General features: G+C 63.5%; 12 protein-coding genes. 7 read left to right on the plus strand and 5 right to left on the minus strand.

What is annotated here, in order from left to right; genetic code table 11:
- From Y703_RS18505 to Y703_RS18510, 7 genes are all read left to right on the plus strand, one after another.
- Positions 1–653: SDR family oxidoreductase (locus Y703_RS18505; protein WP_035764153.1), on the plus strand; the 653-nt coding region annotated here is incomplete at its 5' end.
- Positions 654–954: 301 nt separating this feature from the next.
- Positions 955–4,284 carry an isoleucine--tRNA ligase gene (ileS, locus tag Y703_RS0107040; RefSeq protein ID WP_026552139.1) on the plus strand — a complete coding sequence of 1,110 codons (3,330 nt, stop codon included), beginning with the start codon at positions 955–957 and terminating at the stop codon, positions 4,282–4,284.
- Between the two features lie 20 nt (positions 4,285–4,304).
- Positions 4,305–5,690, plus strand: coding sequence for a bifunctional folylpolyglutamate synthase/dihydrofolate synthase (locus Y703_RS0107045; protein WP_026552140.1), 1,386 nt, complete (start codon positions 4,305–4,307; stop codon positions 5,688–5,690).
- 36 nt (positions 5,691–5,726) lie between these two features.
- On the plus strand, positions 5,727–6,176 hold the full coding sequence (locus Y703_RS0107050; RefSeq protein WP_026552141.1) for a DUF4233 domain-containing protein: 450 nt from the start codon (positions 5,727–5,729) through the stop codon (positions 6,174–6,176).
- A gap of 41 nt (positions 6,177–6,217) precedes the next feature.
- Positions 6,218–6,634, plus strand: coding sequence for a nucleoside-diphosphate kinase (gene ndk / locus Y703_RS0107055; RefSeq protein WP_026552142.1), 417 nt, complete (start codon positions 6,218–6,220; stop codon positions 6,632–6,634).
- Between the two features lie 71 nt (positions 6,635–6,705).
- Positions 6,706–7,671 carry an aldo/keto reductase gene (locus Y703_RS0107060; protein ID WP_026552143.1) on the plus strand — a complete coding sequence of 322 codons (966 nt, stop codon included), beginning with the start codon at positions 6,706–6,708 and terminating at the stop codon, positions 7,669–7,671.
- 235 nt (positions 7,672–7,906) lie between these two features.
- A complete protein-coding gene (locus Y703_RS18510; RefSeq protein WP_051427381.1) occupies positions 7,907–8,752 on the plus strand; it encodes a bacteriorhodopsin-like in 846 nt (281 codons plus the stop codon).
- Positions 8,753–8,860: 108 nt separating this feature from the next.
- Here Y703_RS18510 and Y703_RS0107070 read toward each other — a convergent pair whose 3' ends face one another.
- The 5 genes from Y703_RS0107070 to Y703_RS0107090 form a co-directional block, all read right to left on the minus strand.
- Entirely contained in the window at positions 8,861–9,283 is a 423-nt protein-coding gene (locus Y703_RS0107070; protein WP_026552144.1) for an organic hydroperoxide resistance protein, read from the minus strand.
- Between the two features lie 162 nt (positions 9,284–9,445).
- The gene (locus Y703_RS0107075; protein ID WP_026552145.1) at positions 9,446–11,557 is read right to left on the minus strand and encodes a 3-hydroxyacyl-CoA dehydrogenase NAD-binding domain-containing protein; all 2,112 of its coding nucleotides are present in this window, start codon (positions 11,555–11,557) and stop codon (positions 9,446–9,448) included.
- Positions 11,554–12,813, minus strand: coding sequence for a thiolase family protein (locus Y703_RS0107080; protein WP_173400620.1), 1,260 nt, complete (start codon positions 12,811–12,813; stop codon positions 11,554–11,556). Before Y703_RS0107080 ends, Y703_RS0107075 begins: the two co-directional genes overlap by 4 nt.
- A 97-nt stretch (positions 12,814–12,910) precedes the next feature.
- Positions 12,911–14,218: an HRDC domain-containing protein gene (locus Y703_RS0107085; RefSeq protein WP_026552147.1), complete on the minus strand. Its 1,308-nt coding sequence runs from the start codon at positions 14,216–14,218 to the stop codon at positions 12,911–12,913.
- Between the two features lie 96 nt (positions 14,219–14,314).
- Positions 14,315–14,950 carry a DUF3000 domain-containing protein gene (locus Y703_RS0107090; protein ID WP_026552148.1) on the minus strand — a complete coding sequence of 212 codons (636 nt, stop codon included), beginning with the start codon at positions 14,948–14,950 and terminating at the stop codon, positions 14,315–14,317.
- Positions 14,951–14,996: the final 46 nt, after the last annotated feature.

A 14,996-nucleotide genomic window follows, 5' to 3' on the forward strand; every position in this document is an offset into this window, starting at 1 on the left:
AGGCCCGCCGCGCCGACCGCCTGGAAGCGCTCGCCGCCGAGACCGGGGCGATCGCCGTGCCGACCGACATCACCGAGGACGACGCCGTCGAGCGGCTGCTCGGGATTGTTGCCGACGCCGGTGGTGCCGACACGCTGGTCAACATTGCCGGGGGAGCGCGCGGAGCGGATCCCCTGGCGCAGGCGAAGACAGCCGATTGGGACTGGATGTACCAGGCGAACGTGGTGGGCACCATGAAAATGATCAGGGCGTTCCTTCCACTGCTCAGGGCGCAGAGGGAGGGCGGTACTGTGCTTAACCTGACCTCCACCGCCGGCATGGTCTCCTACGAAGGCGGTGCCGGCTACAACGCGGCGAAGGCTGCGCAGCGGGCCATGACCAGGGCGCTTCGGCTCGAGGAAGCCGAGCACGGCGTGCGCGTGATCGAGGTGCTGCCCGGCATGGTCCAGACCGAGGAGTTCTCCCTGAACCGGCTCGGCAACGCCGATGCCGCGTCGAAAGTGTACGACGGCGTTGAAAAGCCGCTAACCAGTGAGGATGTCGCGGACATCATCACCTATGCAGTGACGGTGCCCCACCATGTGAACCTCGACGAGATTGTGGTCCGCCCACTCGCGCAGGCTGCAGCGCACAAGGTGATCCGGAAACAGTAGTCCCAGACGCGGTAGCCAATGTCGGCTAGACTGGAAACAACAGCGTTGAACCGGCTATCTCCGGTGAGCTTCCGGAAGAACTTCCGCCCCACGTCAGACGAACAGTCCGTCAGACGAACAACGGAGTAGTAGAACCGGACGGGTAAGCCCGTCACAGCGGTCACTAAGTGGCAGCCGCGCCAGGATTTCTTGGTGTCGGCGGCAAGTGAGGTGGTACCGCGGGTTCAACGCGCAGGGTGCAGGATGACCTGAACCGGTTGGACACGTCCTCGCAGGTAATAAACCACACCTTGCCTACAGGATGAACAACATGCCACAGATCTACCCCAAGGCCACCAGCTCAGATGGCGCTGTCTCGTCTGCCGCTTCTTCTTCGGCGTCCCCGCGGTTCCCTGAGATTGAGGAACGCATCCTCAAATACTGGGACAACGACTGTACCTTTCAGGCATCAATCGACGCCCGTGGAGCCGACCTCCCCGGCGGCGAGAACGGCTCCAACGAGTTTGTTTTCTACGATGGCCCCCCCTTCGCCAACGGTCTGCCTCACTACGGCCACCTCCTGACCGGCTACGCCAAAGACCTGGTGGGCCGCTACCAGACCCAGCGCGGCCACCGGGTTGAGCGCCGCTTCGGCTGGGACACGCACGGGCTGCCCGCCGAGCTGGAAGCCATGAAGCAGTTGGGGATGAGCGACAAGGCCCAGATCGAAGCCATGGGCATCGACAAGTTCAACGACGCCTGCCGGTCATCGGTCATGAAGTATGCCGGGGAGTGGCAGGACTACGTCACCCGCCAGGCGCGCTGGGTGGACTTCGACAACGACTACAAGACGCTGAACGTCGACTACATGGAGTCGGTCATCTGGGCGTTCAAGAACCTGTACGACAAGGGACTGACGTACAACGGTTATCGGGTGCTCCCGTACTGCTGGAACGATGAAACGCCGCTGTCCAACCACGAGCTGCGGATGGACGACGACGTGTACCAGGACCGCCAGGACCAGACAGTCACAGTGACCTTTCCCATCCTCGCGGGCAGCACCGGACTATCGCAGGAGCTCTCAGGAGTCCACGCCCTTGCCTGGACCACAACTCCCTGGACCCTGCCCACCAACGCCGCTCTCGCCGTCGGACCGGATATCGCCTACGCTGTGGTTCCCGCCGGCCCGGCGCTGGCCGAGGACGACCGCCGCTTCCTCATCGCCGCTGACCTGCTGGGCAACTACGCCAAGGACCTCGGCTACGCGTCAGCCAAGGAGGCGACTGCCGCCGTCGAGCGCACCCTGCACGGCACCGAGCTGGCCGATCTGACCTACGAACCGCTCTGGGATTACCTTCTCGACCCGGAACAGGGTGGCTACCGCAACGCCTTCCGCTTCCTGGTGGCTGACTACGTGACGACCACCGACGGCACCGGCATCGTGCACCAGTCGCCGGCCTACGGCGAGGAGGACCAAAAAATCTGCGAGGAGGCCGGCATCCAGGTCATCCTCTCAGTGGATGAGGGCGCTCGCTTCCTGCCGATGTACGGGCAGGGGCCGCTCGCCAACATTGTCGGACTGCGGGTCTTCGATGCCAACAAGCCCATCACCCGGGTGCTGAAGGATAGTGGCCGGCTGGTTCGCCAGGCCAGCTATGTGCACAGCTACCCGCACTGCTGGCGGTGCCGCAACCCGCTGATCTATCGCGCTGTGTCGTCCTGGTTTGTTGAGGTCACCAAGATCAAGGACCGGATGGTTGACCTCAACCAGGACATCAACTGGATCCCCCAGAATGTCAAGGATGGACAGTTCGGCAAGTGGCTGCAGAACGCCAGGGACTGGTCGATCAGTCGCAACCGGTACTGGGGCAGCCCTATCCCGGTCTGGCTCTCTGATGACCCTGCCTACCCGCGAACCGACGTGTATGGTTCGCTCGCCGAGATCCAGGCTGACTTCGGCAGGCTGCCGCTGAACAAGGCGGGGGAGCCGGACCTCCACCGTCCCTTCATCGATGAACTGACCCGGCCCAACCCCGACGACCCCCGCTCCCCGGAAGAGGGTCAGTCCACCATGCGCCGGGTCGAGGATGTACTGGATGTCTGGTTCGACTCAGGCTCCATGCCCTTCGCCCAGGTGCACTACCCAATGGAAAACCAGGAATGGTTCGAGTCCCACAACCCGGCGGACTTCATCGTTGAGTACATCGGCCAGACCCGCGGCTGGTTCTACATGCTGCATGTGCTCTCCACAGCCCTGTTCGACCGGCCAGCGTTCCGCAACGTGATCAGCCACGGCATCGTCCTGGGCGACGATGGGCAGAAGGCGTCCAAGAGTTTGGGCAACTACCCGGATGTCACAGAGGTCCTCGATCGTGATGGCGCCGACGCCATGCGCTGGTTCCTCATGTCATCGCCGGTGCTGCGTGGCGGCAACCTCATCGTCACCGAGCAGGGCATCCGTGACGGGGTCCGGCAGGTCATCCTGCCCCTCTGGAATGTCTGGCACTTCTTCAGCCTCTACACCAACGCGGCTGCCGGGGGGACAGGATATGAGGCCACCACGGTCAGCCCGGAACAGGCTGACCGTCTTACTGAGCCAGTCGATCGGTACATCCTTGCCTACACCGGAAACCTGGTGCGGGACATCACAGTGTCGCTCGATGCCTTCAACATCAGTGACGCCTGCGAAACCCTGCGCCGCTACCTCGATACCCTGACCAATTGGTATGTCCGCCGGAGTCGGCAGCGGTTCTTTGACGAAAACACCGACGCTTTCGACGTGCTCTACACCTGCCTCGAAGCGGTTTGCCGGGCAGCAGCACCCCTCCTGCCCCTCGTCACCGAGGAAATCTGGCGTGGACTCACCGGCGGCCGTTCGGTGCACCTGACCGACTGGCCGGCAGCGTCAGCGTTCCCTGAAGCTCCTGATCTCGTGGAGCGGATGGAGCGCACCCGCCAGATCTGCTCCACTGGGTCGAGTCTTCGCAAGGCGGCGAACTTGCGGGTGAGGTTGCCGCTGGCCAGCCTCACTGTGGTAGCGCCGTCAGCTGGCAACCTCGACGGCCAGTACCAGGGGATCATTGCCGATGAGCTCAACATCAAGAAGGTTCGGCTGCTCGACGCGGACGATGCGTCCCCCGAGGAGTTCGGGATTGTGCAGAAACTCGTGGTGAATGCCCGGGCCGCGGGCCCGCGCCTGGGCAAGAGCGTCCAGGCAGCCATCACAGCAGCCAAGTCCGGCGACTGGTCGGTCTCGGCCGACGGCGCTGTGACCGCTGGTGGGCTGATCCTCGAGCCACACGAGTACGCGCTGGAAACAGTGGTGGCCGACGACGGCGACAACTCCGGCAAGGCCGTAACCGTCCTGCCCGGGGGCGGCTTCCTCGTGCTCGATACCGGGGTGACCGCTGAGCTCGCTGCTGAGGGCTCGGCACGGGACGCCATCCGTGCCATTCAACAGGCCCGCCGCGACGCCGACCTGCACATCAGCGACCGGATCGTGACCACTCTTGGTGTTGCACCGGAACTGGTCGACGCCCTGACATCGAACGCTGCACTCATCAAAGCGGAAACGCTGACCAACGACCTGCACGTTGTCGCTGCGGCGCCAACGGATGGCGAGTTCACCGTCACAGTAGAGAGGCACCCATGAGCCAGCACACCCCTGAGTCAATGGATTCAGAGCCAAGCGGTCCGACGCCCACACCATTCGACAAGTTCTCGGTAGAAAGCGTTTACGCGGAACTGCTGAGCCGGGCCCCCGAGAATAAGATGGAACCCAGGATGGCCCCGATGATCAGGGCGATGGAAATCCTCGGCGAACCCAATAAGGCGTACCCGATCATCCACCTGACCGGCACCAACGGGAAAACCTCTACCGCACGCATGGTCGAGGGCATCCTGCGGGCGCACGAATTGCGGACCGGGCGCTACACAAGCCCGCACCTGAGCAGCGTCACCGAGCGGATCAGCATCGACGGCGAACCGGTGTCGGACGAGACCTTTGTCAGGATCTGGGACGAGATCCGGCCATTCCTGGACATCATCGACGGCGAACTGGAGGCAGCGAGAGACCCCCGCCTGACCTATTTCGAAAGCATCACCATTCTCGCGTTCGCCGTCTTCGCCGATGAGCCGGTCGACGTCGCGATCATCGAGGTCGGCCTCGGTGGAATCACCGACGCCACCAACGTGGGCGACGGCCAGGTGGCTGTCGTCACGCCGATTTCCCTTGACCACACCGAACTGCTGGGCGACACCGAATACGATATTGCGTTGGAAAAGTCGGGGATCATCAAGCCCGGCGGGTTCCTGATCAGTGCGGCACAGCCCCAGGAGGCAGCGCAGGTGCTGCTCGAACGGGCCCGGGAGGTCGGCATCGAGTTCCGTTTCGAGGGGGTGGAATTCGGGGTGGAGACTCGGACGATCGGCGTCGGCGGTCAGGTGCTGTCCATCAACGGGATAGCCGGCCGGTACGAGGAACTTCTGCTGCCCCTGCATGGGGCACACCAGGCGCAGAACGCCGCCGTCGCCGTCGCAGCCGTCGAGGCATTCATTGGTGGCGGGACCCGCGAACTCGATGTGGCTGTGGTCCGCGAAGGGTTGCGGACCGTCACCTCGCCGGGGCGGATCGAAGTGGTGCGCACTGCACCGAGCATCATTGTCGACGCCGCACACAACGCTGCCGGGGCCAGGGCGACCGCTGCAGCTGTCAAAGAAGCCTTCGACTTCAGCCGGCTGATCCTGGTGATCGGGGTGCTGCGGGATAAGGATGCGGGAGCTATCCTGGCCGAGTTGCATGAGGAACTGGGTGGCATCCTCGAAGACATCTGCCTCACCCAGTCGACCTCGCCGCGTGCTATTCCCGCGGCCGAGCTCCTGCAGGATGCGTTGGCTGCTGGTTTCGCCGAAGAAAATGTCCACATTGCCGAACGGCTCGACGACGCCCTGGAGTGGGCGGTCATGAAGGCCGAGGAAAACAACGATCTCGCAGGGGGCATCCTCATTACCGGTTCCATCACGGTGGTGGGGGAGGCCCGCACCCTGCTGGGCAAATAGGGTGGGATAGACATGGAGCAGAACCGAAAGCGTCGCATGACCAAGGCACAGCGCGAGTGGCGGCCCGGAATGCCTAAGCAGCGGCGTTCCATCAAAGTCACCTTTGCCTCGGTGGTCCTTACCCTTGAGGCGCTGGTGGTGCTGTTTGCTACCCTCGCCGCATTTGGCTTGCTGCGCGACACCATCTCGCCGGTGTTGATCCTCTCCGTGGGAATCGCCCTGGCTCTGGGGCTGATCGGCTCGTGTGCGTTCCTCACCAAGCCCTACGGCATTGCCATCGGCTGGGTTCTCCAGCTCGTGATCATCGCCACCGGGTTCATCGAACCCACCATGTTCCTAGTTGGGGTGCTGTTCGCCCTGACCTGGCTGTATGGGATCCGTACCGGGATCCGCCTCGACGCGGAGAACGTCGAGCGGGACCGCCAGCAGGCCGAATGGGAGCGGGCCAACCCGGAGGGCGGGTCGGAGCCCGGGGTTAATCTTTAGTAGAGTTCCACTGGCCATACCCAACACTTTGGAGGACTTCTGTGAGCGCTGAACGCACTCTTGTACTGATCAAGCCCGACGGCGTTTCCCGCGCACTGACCGGGACCATTCTGTCCCGGGTAGAAGCCAAGGGGTACACCCTCGTGGACCTGAAGCTGGTCTCAGCTACCCGAGACGTCCTCGAAGAGCACTACGCCGAGCATGTCGGCAAACCATTCTTCGAGCCTCTCGTCGAGTTCATGCTCAGCGGGCCAGTCGTGGCGGCAATCTTTGAAGGCGAGCGGGTCATCGAGGGCTTCCGGTCCCTCGCCGGTGCCACCGAGCCGACAGCGGCTGCACCCGGGACCATCCGCGGGGATCTCGGCAGGGACTGGGGCTTGAAGGTGCAGCAGAACCTGGTCCACGGTTCGGACTCCGCCGAGTCGGCCCAGCGCGAAATTGGCATCTGGTTCGCCTGAGCCCCAACACACCGGATCACACCCGGGGCGCCGAAAGGTGCCTCGGGTAACCGGTGTTGTAGCGTAGTGCAATGACTGAATATCGCAGACTTGGCAACTCCGGACTGAACGTCTCAGTGGTGGGGCTTGGGTGCAACAATTTGGGCCGTCCCGGGACGCCTACCGAAACCCAGCGCGGCACCAACGCGGTGATCAGTGCGGCGGTCGACGCCGGGATCAACTTCTTCGACGTGGCGGACTCCTACGGCAAGACTCCTGGCGTGAGCGAGGAAATGCTCGGCAAGGCCCTCCTCAAGAACCGTGACGACGTGCTGATCGCCACCAAGTTTGGGTTGGACCTCAAGGGCGCCAACGGCCCCGACTGGGGTGCACGAGGATCGCGTCGCTACATCATGAAGGCAGTCGAGGCATCCCTGCGGCGTCTCGGCACCGAGTGGATTGACCTGTACCAGTTTCATGCCCCGGATAAGTTGACTCCCATCGATGAAACACTGTCGGCACTCGATACGCTGGTCAAGAGTGGCAAGGTCAGGTATATCGGGCACTCGAACCGTGCAGGCTGGCAGGTCGCCGAGGCCGAGTTCGTTGCGCAGCTCGGCGGATACACGCCGTTCATTTCGGCGCAAAACCAGTGGAACCTCCTCGAGCGCGCGATCGAGTCTGAGGTGGTTCCGGCAGCTGTTGCGTACGGAATCGGAGTGCTTCCCTTCTTTCCGCTGGCCAACGGGCTGCTCACCGGTAAATACAGCGCGTCGAAGGTTCCCCCGGGGAGCCGTCTCACCCACTCCCGTACCAATCTGCTCGAAGGAGCTGACTGGGACCAGCTCGCCGACTTCGGTGCGTTCGCCCGGGCCCGGGACCTGACTGAGCTGCAGGTGGCATTCTCCTGGTTGGCGGCCCAGCCGTCAGTGGCGTCAGTGATTGCTGGGGCCACCAAGCCTGAGCAAATCCAGCAGAATGCCGAGGCGGTGTGCTGGGTACCCACGGAAACTGAGCTTCAGGAACTTGACCGGATCTTCCCTAAGTCAGCTGCCTAGCCCGGCTCCAGCTGCGTCTATTGCCGGTTACCGCGTGAGCTTCAGGGCGGCCGTGAGGCTCCGAACCATTGTGGTCCGGAGCCTTTGCTGTTCCAGGGCCCACCTTTCTTCTACAGAGCGTAGATAAATCGCTTCTACTGAGCGTAGAATACGTGCACAGACTGGTTGGAACTGGACTACTTCCAATTCCATCCGGTGTGTTTCGATCGCCCAATCAGTGCAAAGGAGCACACAAATGATCCCCGTGGATCTAACCCAGGGTCAGTTCGACACCGTGTACAACCTGCTCTCACTTGTTATCGCAGCACAATTGTTCACAGCGTTATTTCTCGTCCTTGCCCTCCAACGAGTACTTCCCCGCTACCGGCAGGCGCTTATCATCGCAGCAGTGGTCTGCGGGATCGCTGCCTACCACTATTTCCGTATCTTCGATTCCTTCAAAGCCGCATTCGTTACCGACGCGCCTGGCGGAGTCGGGATTTACAGCCAGGCGCCGGGCTTTTCCTTCAACGAAGGTTACCGCTACGTCGATTGGCTCCTGACTGTGCCGCTACTGCTGGTCGAGCTCATCGCCGTTCTGGCGCTTGCGCGAAAGATTCAGGCAAGGCTGCTGATGAAGCTCGTTCCGGCGGCGACGCTCATGATCGTGCTGGGGTATCCGGGTGAGACGGGCGCCACGGATGACATGCGTATCCTGTGGGGAATCCTGTCCACCATCCCGTTCCTGTACATCCTGTATGTGCTCTTCGTTGAACTGACGAAGTCGCTGGATCGGCAGCCCCCCCAGGTCAAAGTGCTCCTTGGACGGCTGCGCGTGCTTCTGGTGGTGAGCTGGCTCGTGTATCCAGTTGCCTATGCCCTGCCACTGCTCGGTTTTGACGGCGCCGATGCCTGGGTCCTGAAGCAAGCCGGCTACTCGATCGCCGATATTGCAGCGAAAGCCGTTTATGGGCTGATTATTTATCGGGTAGCGAAACTGAAGTCCTATGCTGATGACCCAGCATTTGCGGCAGCGGAACTGGGCCACGGGGAAGATCGGTTACCACCGGCCGTCGATTCGGCTCGCCAGTCTCGGCCGTGACTCACTAAGGCCCTGGCCGGCGGGAGCACAGTGATTGGGCTCAACGGCCAGGGCCTTCCGGGATCGGTCGCGAGGGATTTATGCCCTCAGTACTTAGTCGCTCAGTACCTAGTCGTCTGACACAGCAACACTGACGTCGATGTTTCCCTGGATGGCGTTGCTGTAGGGGCACACCTGGTGTGCCTTATCCGCGAGGACCTGCGCCTCCTCCTGTGCGAGGCCTGGGACAACTACCTCAAGGGTCACCTGAAGGGAAAAGCCCCCGCTATCGTTGCGTGCCAGTCCGACCTTTGCGCCAACACTTGAGTCTCCAAGATCGGACTGTGCCTCCCGAGCCACCAGTTGCAGCGCTGAATGAAAACAGGCGGCATAACCGGCGGCAGAGAGCTGCTCTGGATTGGTTCCTTCCCCCGAGCCGCCAAGAGCCTTGGGGGCGGCAAGGGCGAAGTCGACCTGGCCGTCGTCGGTGCGTGTGCGGCCGTTACGTCCGGCTCCGGTGGCGATGGCTTCGGCTGTATAGATAACATTCATTGTTCTCCTGCTGCGGTGGACCTGCTGATGGGGGCGGACGTGCCGTGTTCACAACTTATCTGGCTACTCCACCGCCCCTGATACATGAGAAACCGGCGTCCGCACCTGGCTTACTGGTGCGGACGCCGGTTTCTGGTCAATGGGCAAGGGCAGGGTGCGTGCCTAGTGGAAGGTCTTTCCGGTGACCCGCTCCGACGCACCAACCCGGTCGAGATACGGGGTGATGCCGCCCAGGTGGAACGGCCAGCCAGCACCGAGGATGACGCACAGATCGATGTCCTCAGGAGCAGCCACCACACCCTCATCGAGCATCCGCCCAATCTCATCGGCGAGTGCATCCTGCGTCCGGCGGAGCACCTGGACACTGTCCGACGGCGAATCGCCGCGAGACATCAACTCCCACGTTGACTCCGGTACACTCTCAGCGCCGTCGTCACCCTTCACCCAGAGACCTTTGACGCCCGCGTCAATGAGTTTCTGCTGGTTTCCCGAGACATGGAAACGGTCGCCGAACGCCGTATTCAATGACTCCTGCACGTGCTGGCCGACCGGCAACCCCACCAGGGCAAGCAACCGGAACGGAGTCATGGGCAGGCCCATGGGACGCAGGGCATTGTCGGCGGTCTCAGCGTCGGTTCCCTCATCGAACACAGCCGTGATCTCACCAAACATCCGGCCAAGGATCCTGTTGACAACGAAGGCCGGAGCATCCTGGACCAGCACTGCTGACTTCCGGAGGTCCTTCGCCAGTGCAAACGCTGTCGCCAGCACGGCGTCGTCGGTGTGCGGCGCCTTGACGATCTCCAGCAGCGGCATGGCTGCTACTGGATTGAAGAAGTGGAAACCTACGACCCGCTCGGGGTGGGCCAGATCCGCTGCCATCTCAGTGACTGACAGCGAGGAGGTGTTGGTGGCGAGAATGCACTCGGCTGACACCACAGCCTCCACCTCAGCGAAGACAGTCTTCTTGACGCCCATCTCCTCGAAGACCGCCTCGATGACGAAGTCTGCGTCGGCGAATGCCTCCTTGGAGACCGAACCGGTGACCAGCGCCTTGGTGCGGTTCGCCGCGTCAGGGGAGAGCCGTTTCTTCGAGCGGAGCCTGTCGACTTCGGCATGAACGTACTCCACACCCTTGTCGACGCGCGCCTGGTCGATGTCGGTGAGGACCACCGGCACCTTAAGCTGGCGGGCGAACAGCAGGGCCAATTGTCCGGCCATCAGTCCCGCGCCGACGACGCCGACCTTGGTCACCTTGCGCGCCAGCTTCCGGTCGGGCGCGCCGGCCGGACGCTTGGCCCGCTTCTGGACCAGGTCCAGGAACGCATAGACGGTCGAGTGGAACTCGGGAGTCTGCATGAGGTAGGTCAGGGCCTCGCACTCGGCGGCCGCAGACTCTTCGCGGGTGCGGTTTTTCCCGGCCTCGAACAGGTCCAGGACTTTCCCCGGGGCCGGTGCTGCGTTGGAGGTCTTCGCAGCCACGAATGCCCGCCCGGCTGCAGTGGCTGCATCCCAATCAGCGTCCGTGTAGGTGGCGTGCTCGGCGCGGCGTCCTTTCACTGCGGAACTGTCCTTCAGCACTCCAGCGGCCCAGGCGAGGGATTGCTCAAGGAAATCTGCCGGCTCCAGGAGGACATCGGCGATGCCCATCCCAAAAGCGGCCCGCCCGTCGAGCATCCGGTTGTTGCTCAGGGGATTCTCGATCATCACCTTGATTGCCGCTGCGGGACCGATCAGGCGGGGTAGCCGATAGACCCCACCCCACCCCGGAACGAGTCCAATGAATGCCTCCGGCAGGCCGATGCCGCTGGCCCCGGTGGAGATGGTGCGGTAGTCAGCCGCGAGGGCTACTTCCAGGCCGCCACCGAGTGCTACCCCGTTGATGAAGGCAAAGCTGGGGACCCCCAGGTTGCCCAGCAGGTTGTAGGCTTCGTGGCCCAGCTCGGCCATGAGGCTGCCGTACTGGGCGGCCTTGAGGGACTTGACCGTCGACAGGTCAGCCCCAGCCACCAGAAAGTAGGGCTTTCCGGTGATTCCGACGGCGACGAGCTCACCATTGGCGGCGCGCGCCTTCAACCCCTCAAGTACCCGACCAAGTTCGATCAAAGTATTGGGCCCGAGAGTTGTTGGCTTCGTGTGGTCCAGGCCGTTGTCCAGCGTGATCAGGGCAAGGGTCCCAGCGCCCTGGGGAAGGGCAACGTCCTGCACATAGGAGTGGGTGACTACTTCACCCGGGACCAGTGCTGCGAGTTCCTCAAAACGGTCAAAGCTCATGCTGCGTCCTCCGCTGCGGTCGACGAGTAGTCCGGGTGGTGGGGGTTTTCCCAGATGAGCGTTGCGCCCATGCCGAGGCCGATACACATGGTGGTTATGCCGTATCGGACCGATGGGTCTTCCTCGAACTGCCGCGCGAGTTGCAGCATGAGCCGCACACCCGAGGAGGCGAGCGGGTGCCCGACGGCGATGGCGCCGCCATAGCGGTTGACGCGGGGGTCGTCGTCGGCAATATCGAAGTGGTCAAGGAAGGAAAGCACCTGCACAGCGAATGCCTCGTTGATCTCAAACAGCCCGATGTCGTCGATGGACAGCCCTGCCTGCCGCAGTGCTTTTTCCGTGGCGGGCACCGGTCCGATCCCCATTACCTCGGGCTCGACGCCTGCGAAGGCGTATGCCACCAGTCGCATCTTGGCGGTCAGTCCCAGTTCTGCCGCAGTATCCGAGGAGGCGAGCAGTGCGGCAGTAGCGCCGTCGTTCAGCCCCGCAGCATTGCCTGCTGTGACCCGGCCGTGCGAACGGAACGGAGTGCGCAGCGCGGCGAGGTCCTCAGTGGTGGTTCCTGGACGGGGAGGCTCGTCAACCGTGTTGAGCGTCCAACCGGTCCCGGCTTTCCGGGAGGCGACGGGAACAAGATCGGGTTGAATCTGCTGGCCCGCGTAGGCGGCGGCCAGCTTCCTCTGACTGGCCATCGCGTAGGCATCGGTACGTTCCTTAGTGATGGCGGGAAAACGGTCGTGCAGGTTCTCGGCAGTGTTCCCCATGTTCAGCGCGGCCGGGTCAACCAGCTGCTCGGACATAAACCTGGGGTTGGGGTCGGTGTCGGCGCCCATCGGATGGTGGCCCATGTGCTCCACGCCGCCGGCGACCACCACGTCGTAGGCACCAAAAGCGATGCCCGACGCCGTCGTCGTGACGGCAGTCATAGCGCCGGCGCACATGCGGTCGATCGCGAAGCCGGGGACTGAGCGGGGGAGACCCGCCAGCAGCGCTGCCGTGCGTCCAATGGTCAGCCCCTGGTCCCCAGTCTGGGTGGTCGCGGCGATGGCGACCTCGTCAATTCGTTCCGGGGGCAGCGACGGATTGCGGCGCGTCAGATCGCGGATGCATTTCACCACCAGATCGTCGGCGCGGACATCGGCGTAGATGCCTTTTTCGCCTGCCTTGCCGAACGGTGTCCTCACGCCGTCCACAAACACGACGTCCCTGATCCGGCGACCTGCACCGGTCTGTGTTGGCACTGTGTTGGTGCTCACCTGTTGCTCCTCGTTGAGATTGTGATTCGACCCTATGTTACTTGTCGGTAACTTAGCCTGCAAGGATGGCTGGAATGGGGCATCGATCACCGAGGGGCTATCGAGCGGAGGCTGCGGTCCGCTGTGCCTTGTCCGGCAGGGGATCGGGATCCAGGAACGCAACAGTGAGGACAGCAGCTGTCTTCTCGACCTGCCACGGCCGCGCTCCAAGGTCAGCCAGCGCAGCGCTCATCGACTCAAGCGAAATCTCTGCCGGCGGGCGCCACGCCACGCGGCGCAGGTAATCAGGAGTCAACAAATTCTCAATAGGGAGGTTCAGGGCTTCTGCTGCGGCTACCAGTCGGGGGCGCGCAGTCGCCAGACGCGCAGCGGCCTCTGGATCCTTGTCCGCCCACACCCGCGGCGGAGGAGGCGCATTGGTGGGTACCTGAAGATCGGGTGGATCAGTCATTGACCGGCCGTCACTGATGCAACGCAACCAGCGTGGGGCTTCCCGCGCCGCTGCGCGACCATGGAATCCGCTGGTGCCCAGCAGCTGCGGGACTGTGGTCGGCATGGCCTTGGCGGCGGCGAGGATTGCCGAATCCGGGATCAGGCGACCCGGGGCGATGTCACGGTTCTTGGCCAGGTCCTCGCGCTCCAGCCACAGCTGGCGAACCACTGCCAGCTGGCGGCGGTCCCGGATCTGGTGCAGCCCAGACGTCCTGCGCCACGGATCGACGCGCGGCTCAGCGGGAGGGGTGCTGCGGATGTGCTCAAACTCCTGCTCGGCGAAGTCGAGCTTGCCGCCGCGGGTCAGAAGGGCGATGAGTTCGGCGCGCAGTTCTGTCAGCACCTCGACGTCGAGTGCCGCGTAGCGCAGCCACGGTTCGGGGAGGGGGCGGCGCGACCAGTCGGCAGCCGAGTGCTCTTTAGCCAGGGTGTACCCCAGCAGGCTCTCAATGACCGCTGCCAGCCCCACGCGCGGCATCCCAGCGATACGGGCGGCGAGTTCGGTGTCAAAGAGGCGATCAGGCCACATTCCCAGCTCCGACAGGCAGGGCAGGTCCTGGGTGGCGGCGTGAAGGATCCATTCGACTCCCTCAAGCGCCTCATCGATGATGCGTAGGTCGGTGAATGGTTCGGGGTCGATCAGCCAGCTGCCGGATCCTTCACGACGGATCTGTACCAGGAAGGCGCGTTGCCCGTACCGGAATCCGGAGGCGCGCTCGGCGTCAACACCGGCCGGACCGGTGCCCTGCGCAAGGGCTCGGGCAGCCCGTTCCAGACCCGCTTGGGTGTCGATAACCAGCGGCACGCCGTCTTTGGGTTCGTTGAGGAGAGGGAGCGGCTCGGCGGCGTCCTCAACCGGCGCGCCATCACCTGGAGTGTGATCGTCAGGGTGCTGCGAAGTCTGCGAGGTCATGATGAACCCAGTCTAGCCGCGCGGTTCACGCAGCCGTGCCAGCGCGGTGGCACGCGCGAGCTGGGACAGGATGGGCCGGGTCATCGGGAGTAGTGCTCAGTTTCTGCGGCGATTTGGCAGCGACGCGACACCCTCAGGGAGCGGGGGCAGGCCTGCAAAGGTGCAGACCATCTCAGCCCAGGCCTCCAGGTGGTTCCGCACCATTGACGACCCGGGGGTCCAGGATGCGCGCAGCTCGATGTCGATGCTATCGGGCCGGTCCGTCAGCGTGCCGTAGCTTTCCGAAAGGATGCGGGTGGCGGTTCCGCCCGCCGAGCCGTGTTCTGCCCCGTGATTCTGGAGCGACTCCACCAGCCAGGTCCAGGCCACCGATCCGAGAAGTGAGTCGTTGCCCATTTCGGGTTCGAGTTGCGCCCGGATATAGGTGACGATCCGGAAGGTGCCATCCCACAGCTCGGAGCCATTCGGGTCATGCAGGAGGATGAACCGTCCGGTGGCCAGCTCCTCGGGCTCGGCGCCGTCGAAGGCGGCCATCGCTGGTCCATGGACCGGCATCCGGGGCGGGCTGGCCGGGAATACTTCAGCGCCGAGGGCCACAGCAAAGGGTGCCAGCCTCGAGGGGGCCGGAATTTCGTCCAGCCGGATCTCGCTGCGGCATTTCGCCTGGCGGAGTTCGGTCAGAGCCGACTGGAACTCGCGGGGCACGGGGGTCAGATCGCCGATTGCGCTCACTCAGGAAGGCTATGGCACCCGGGGCCCTGCTACGGGGAGGCTCGCC

It is taken from the genome of Arthrobacter sp. H20 (assembly GCF_000520515.1).
Classification (GTDB): Bacteria; Actinomycetota; Actinomycetes; order Actinomycetales; family Micrococcaceae; genus Arthrobacter_D.

What these genes read in the sequence shown, in the direction of transcription:
- ileS (WP_026552139.1), top strand. Translation starts at nt 955, where the DNA reads ATGAACAACATGCCACAGATCTACCCCAAGGCCACCAGCTCAGATGGC.
- Y703_RS0107045 (WP_026552140.1), top strand. Translation starts at nt 4,305, where the DNA reads ATGGATTCAGAGCCAAGCGGTCCGACGCCCACACCATTCGACAAGTTC.
- Y703_RS0107050 (WP_026552141.1), top strand. Translation starts at nt 5,727, where the DNA reads ATGACCAAGGCACAGCGCGAGTGGCGGCCCGGAATGCCTAAGCAGCGG.
- Y703_RS0107060 (WP_026552143.1), top strand. Translation starts at nt 6,706, where the DNA reads ATGACTGAATATCGCAGACTTGGCAACTCCGGACTGAACGTCTCAGTG.
- Y703_RS18510 (WP_051427381.1), top strand. Translation starts at nt 7,907, where the DNA reads ATGATCCCCGTGGATCTAACCCAGGGTCAGTTCGACACCGTGTACAAC.
- Y703_RS0107070 (WP_026552144.1), bottom strand. Translation starts at nt 9,283, where the DNA reads ATGAATGTTATCTATACAGCCGAAGCCATCGCCACCGGAGCCGGACGT.
- Y703_RS0107075 (WP_026552145.1), bottom strand. Translation starts at nt 11,557, where the DNA reads ATGAGCTTTGACCGTTTTGAGGAACTCGCAGCACTGGTCCCGGGTGAA.
- Y703_RS0107085 (WP_026552147.1), bottom strand. Translation starts at nt 14,218, where the DNA reads ATGACCTCGCAGACTTCGCAGCACCCTGACGATCACACTCCAGGTGAT.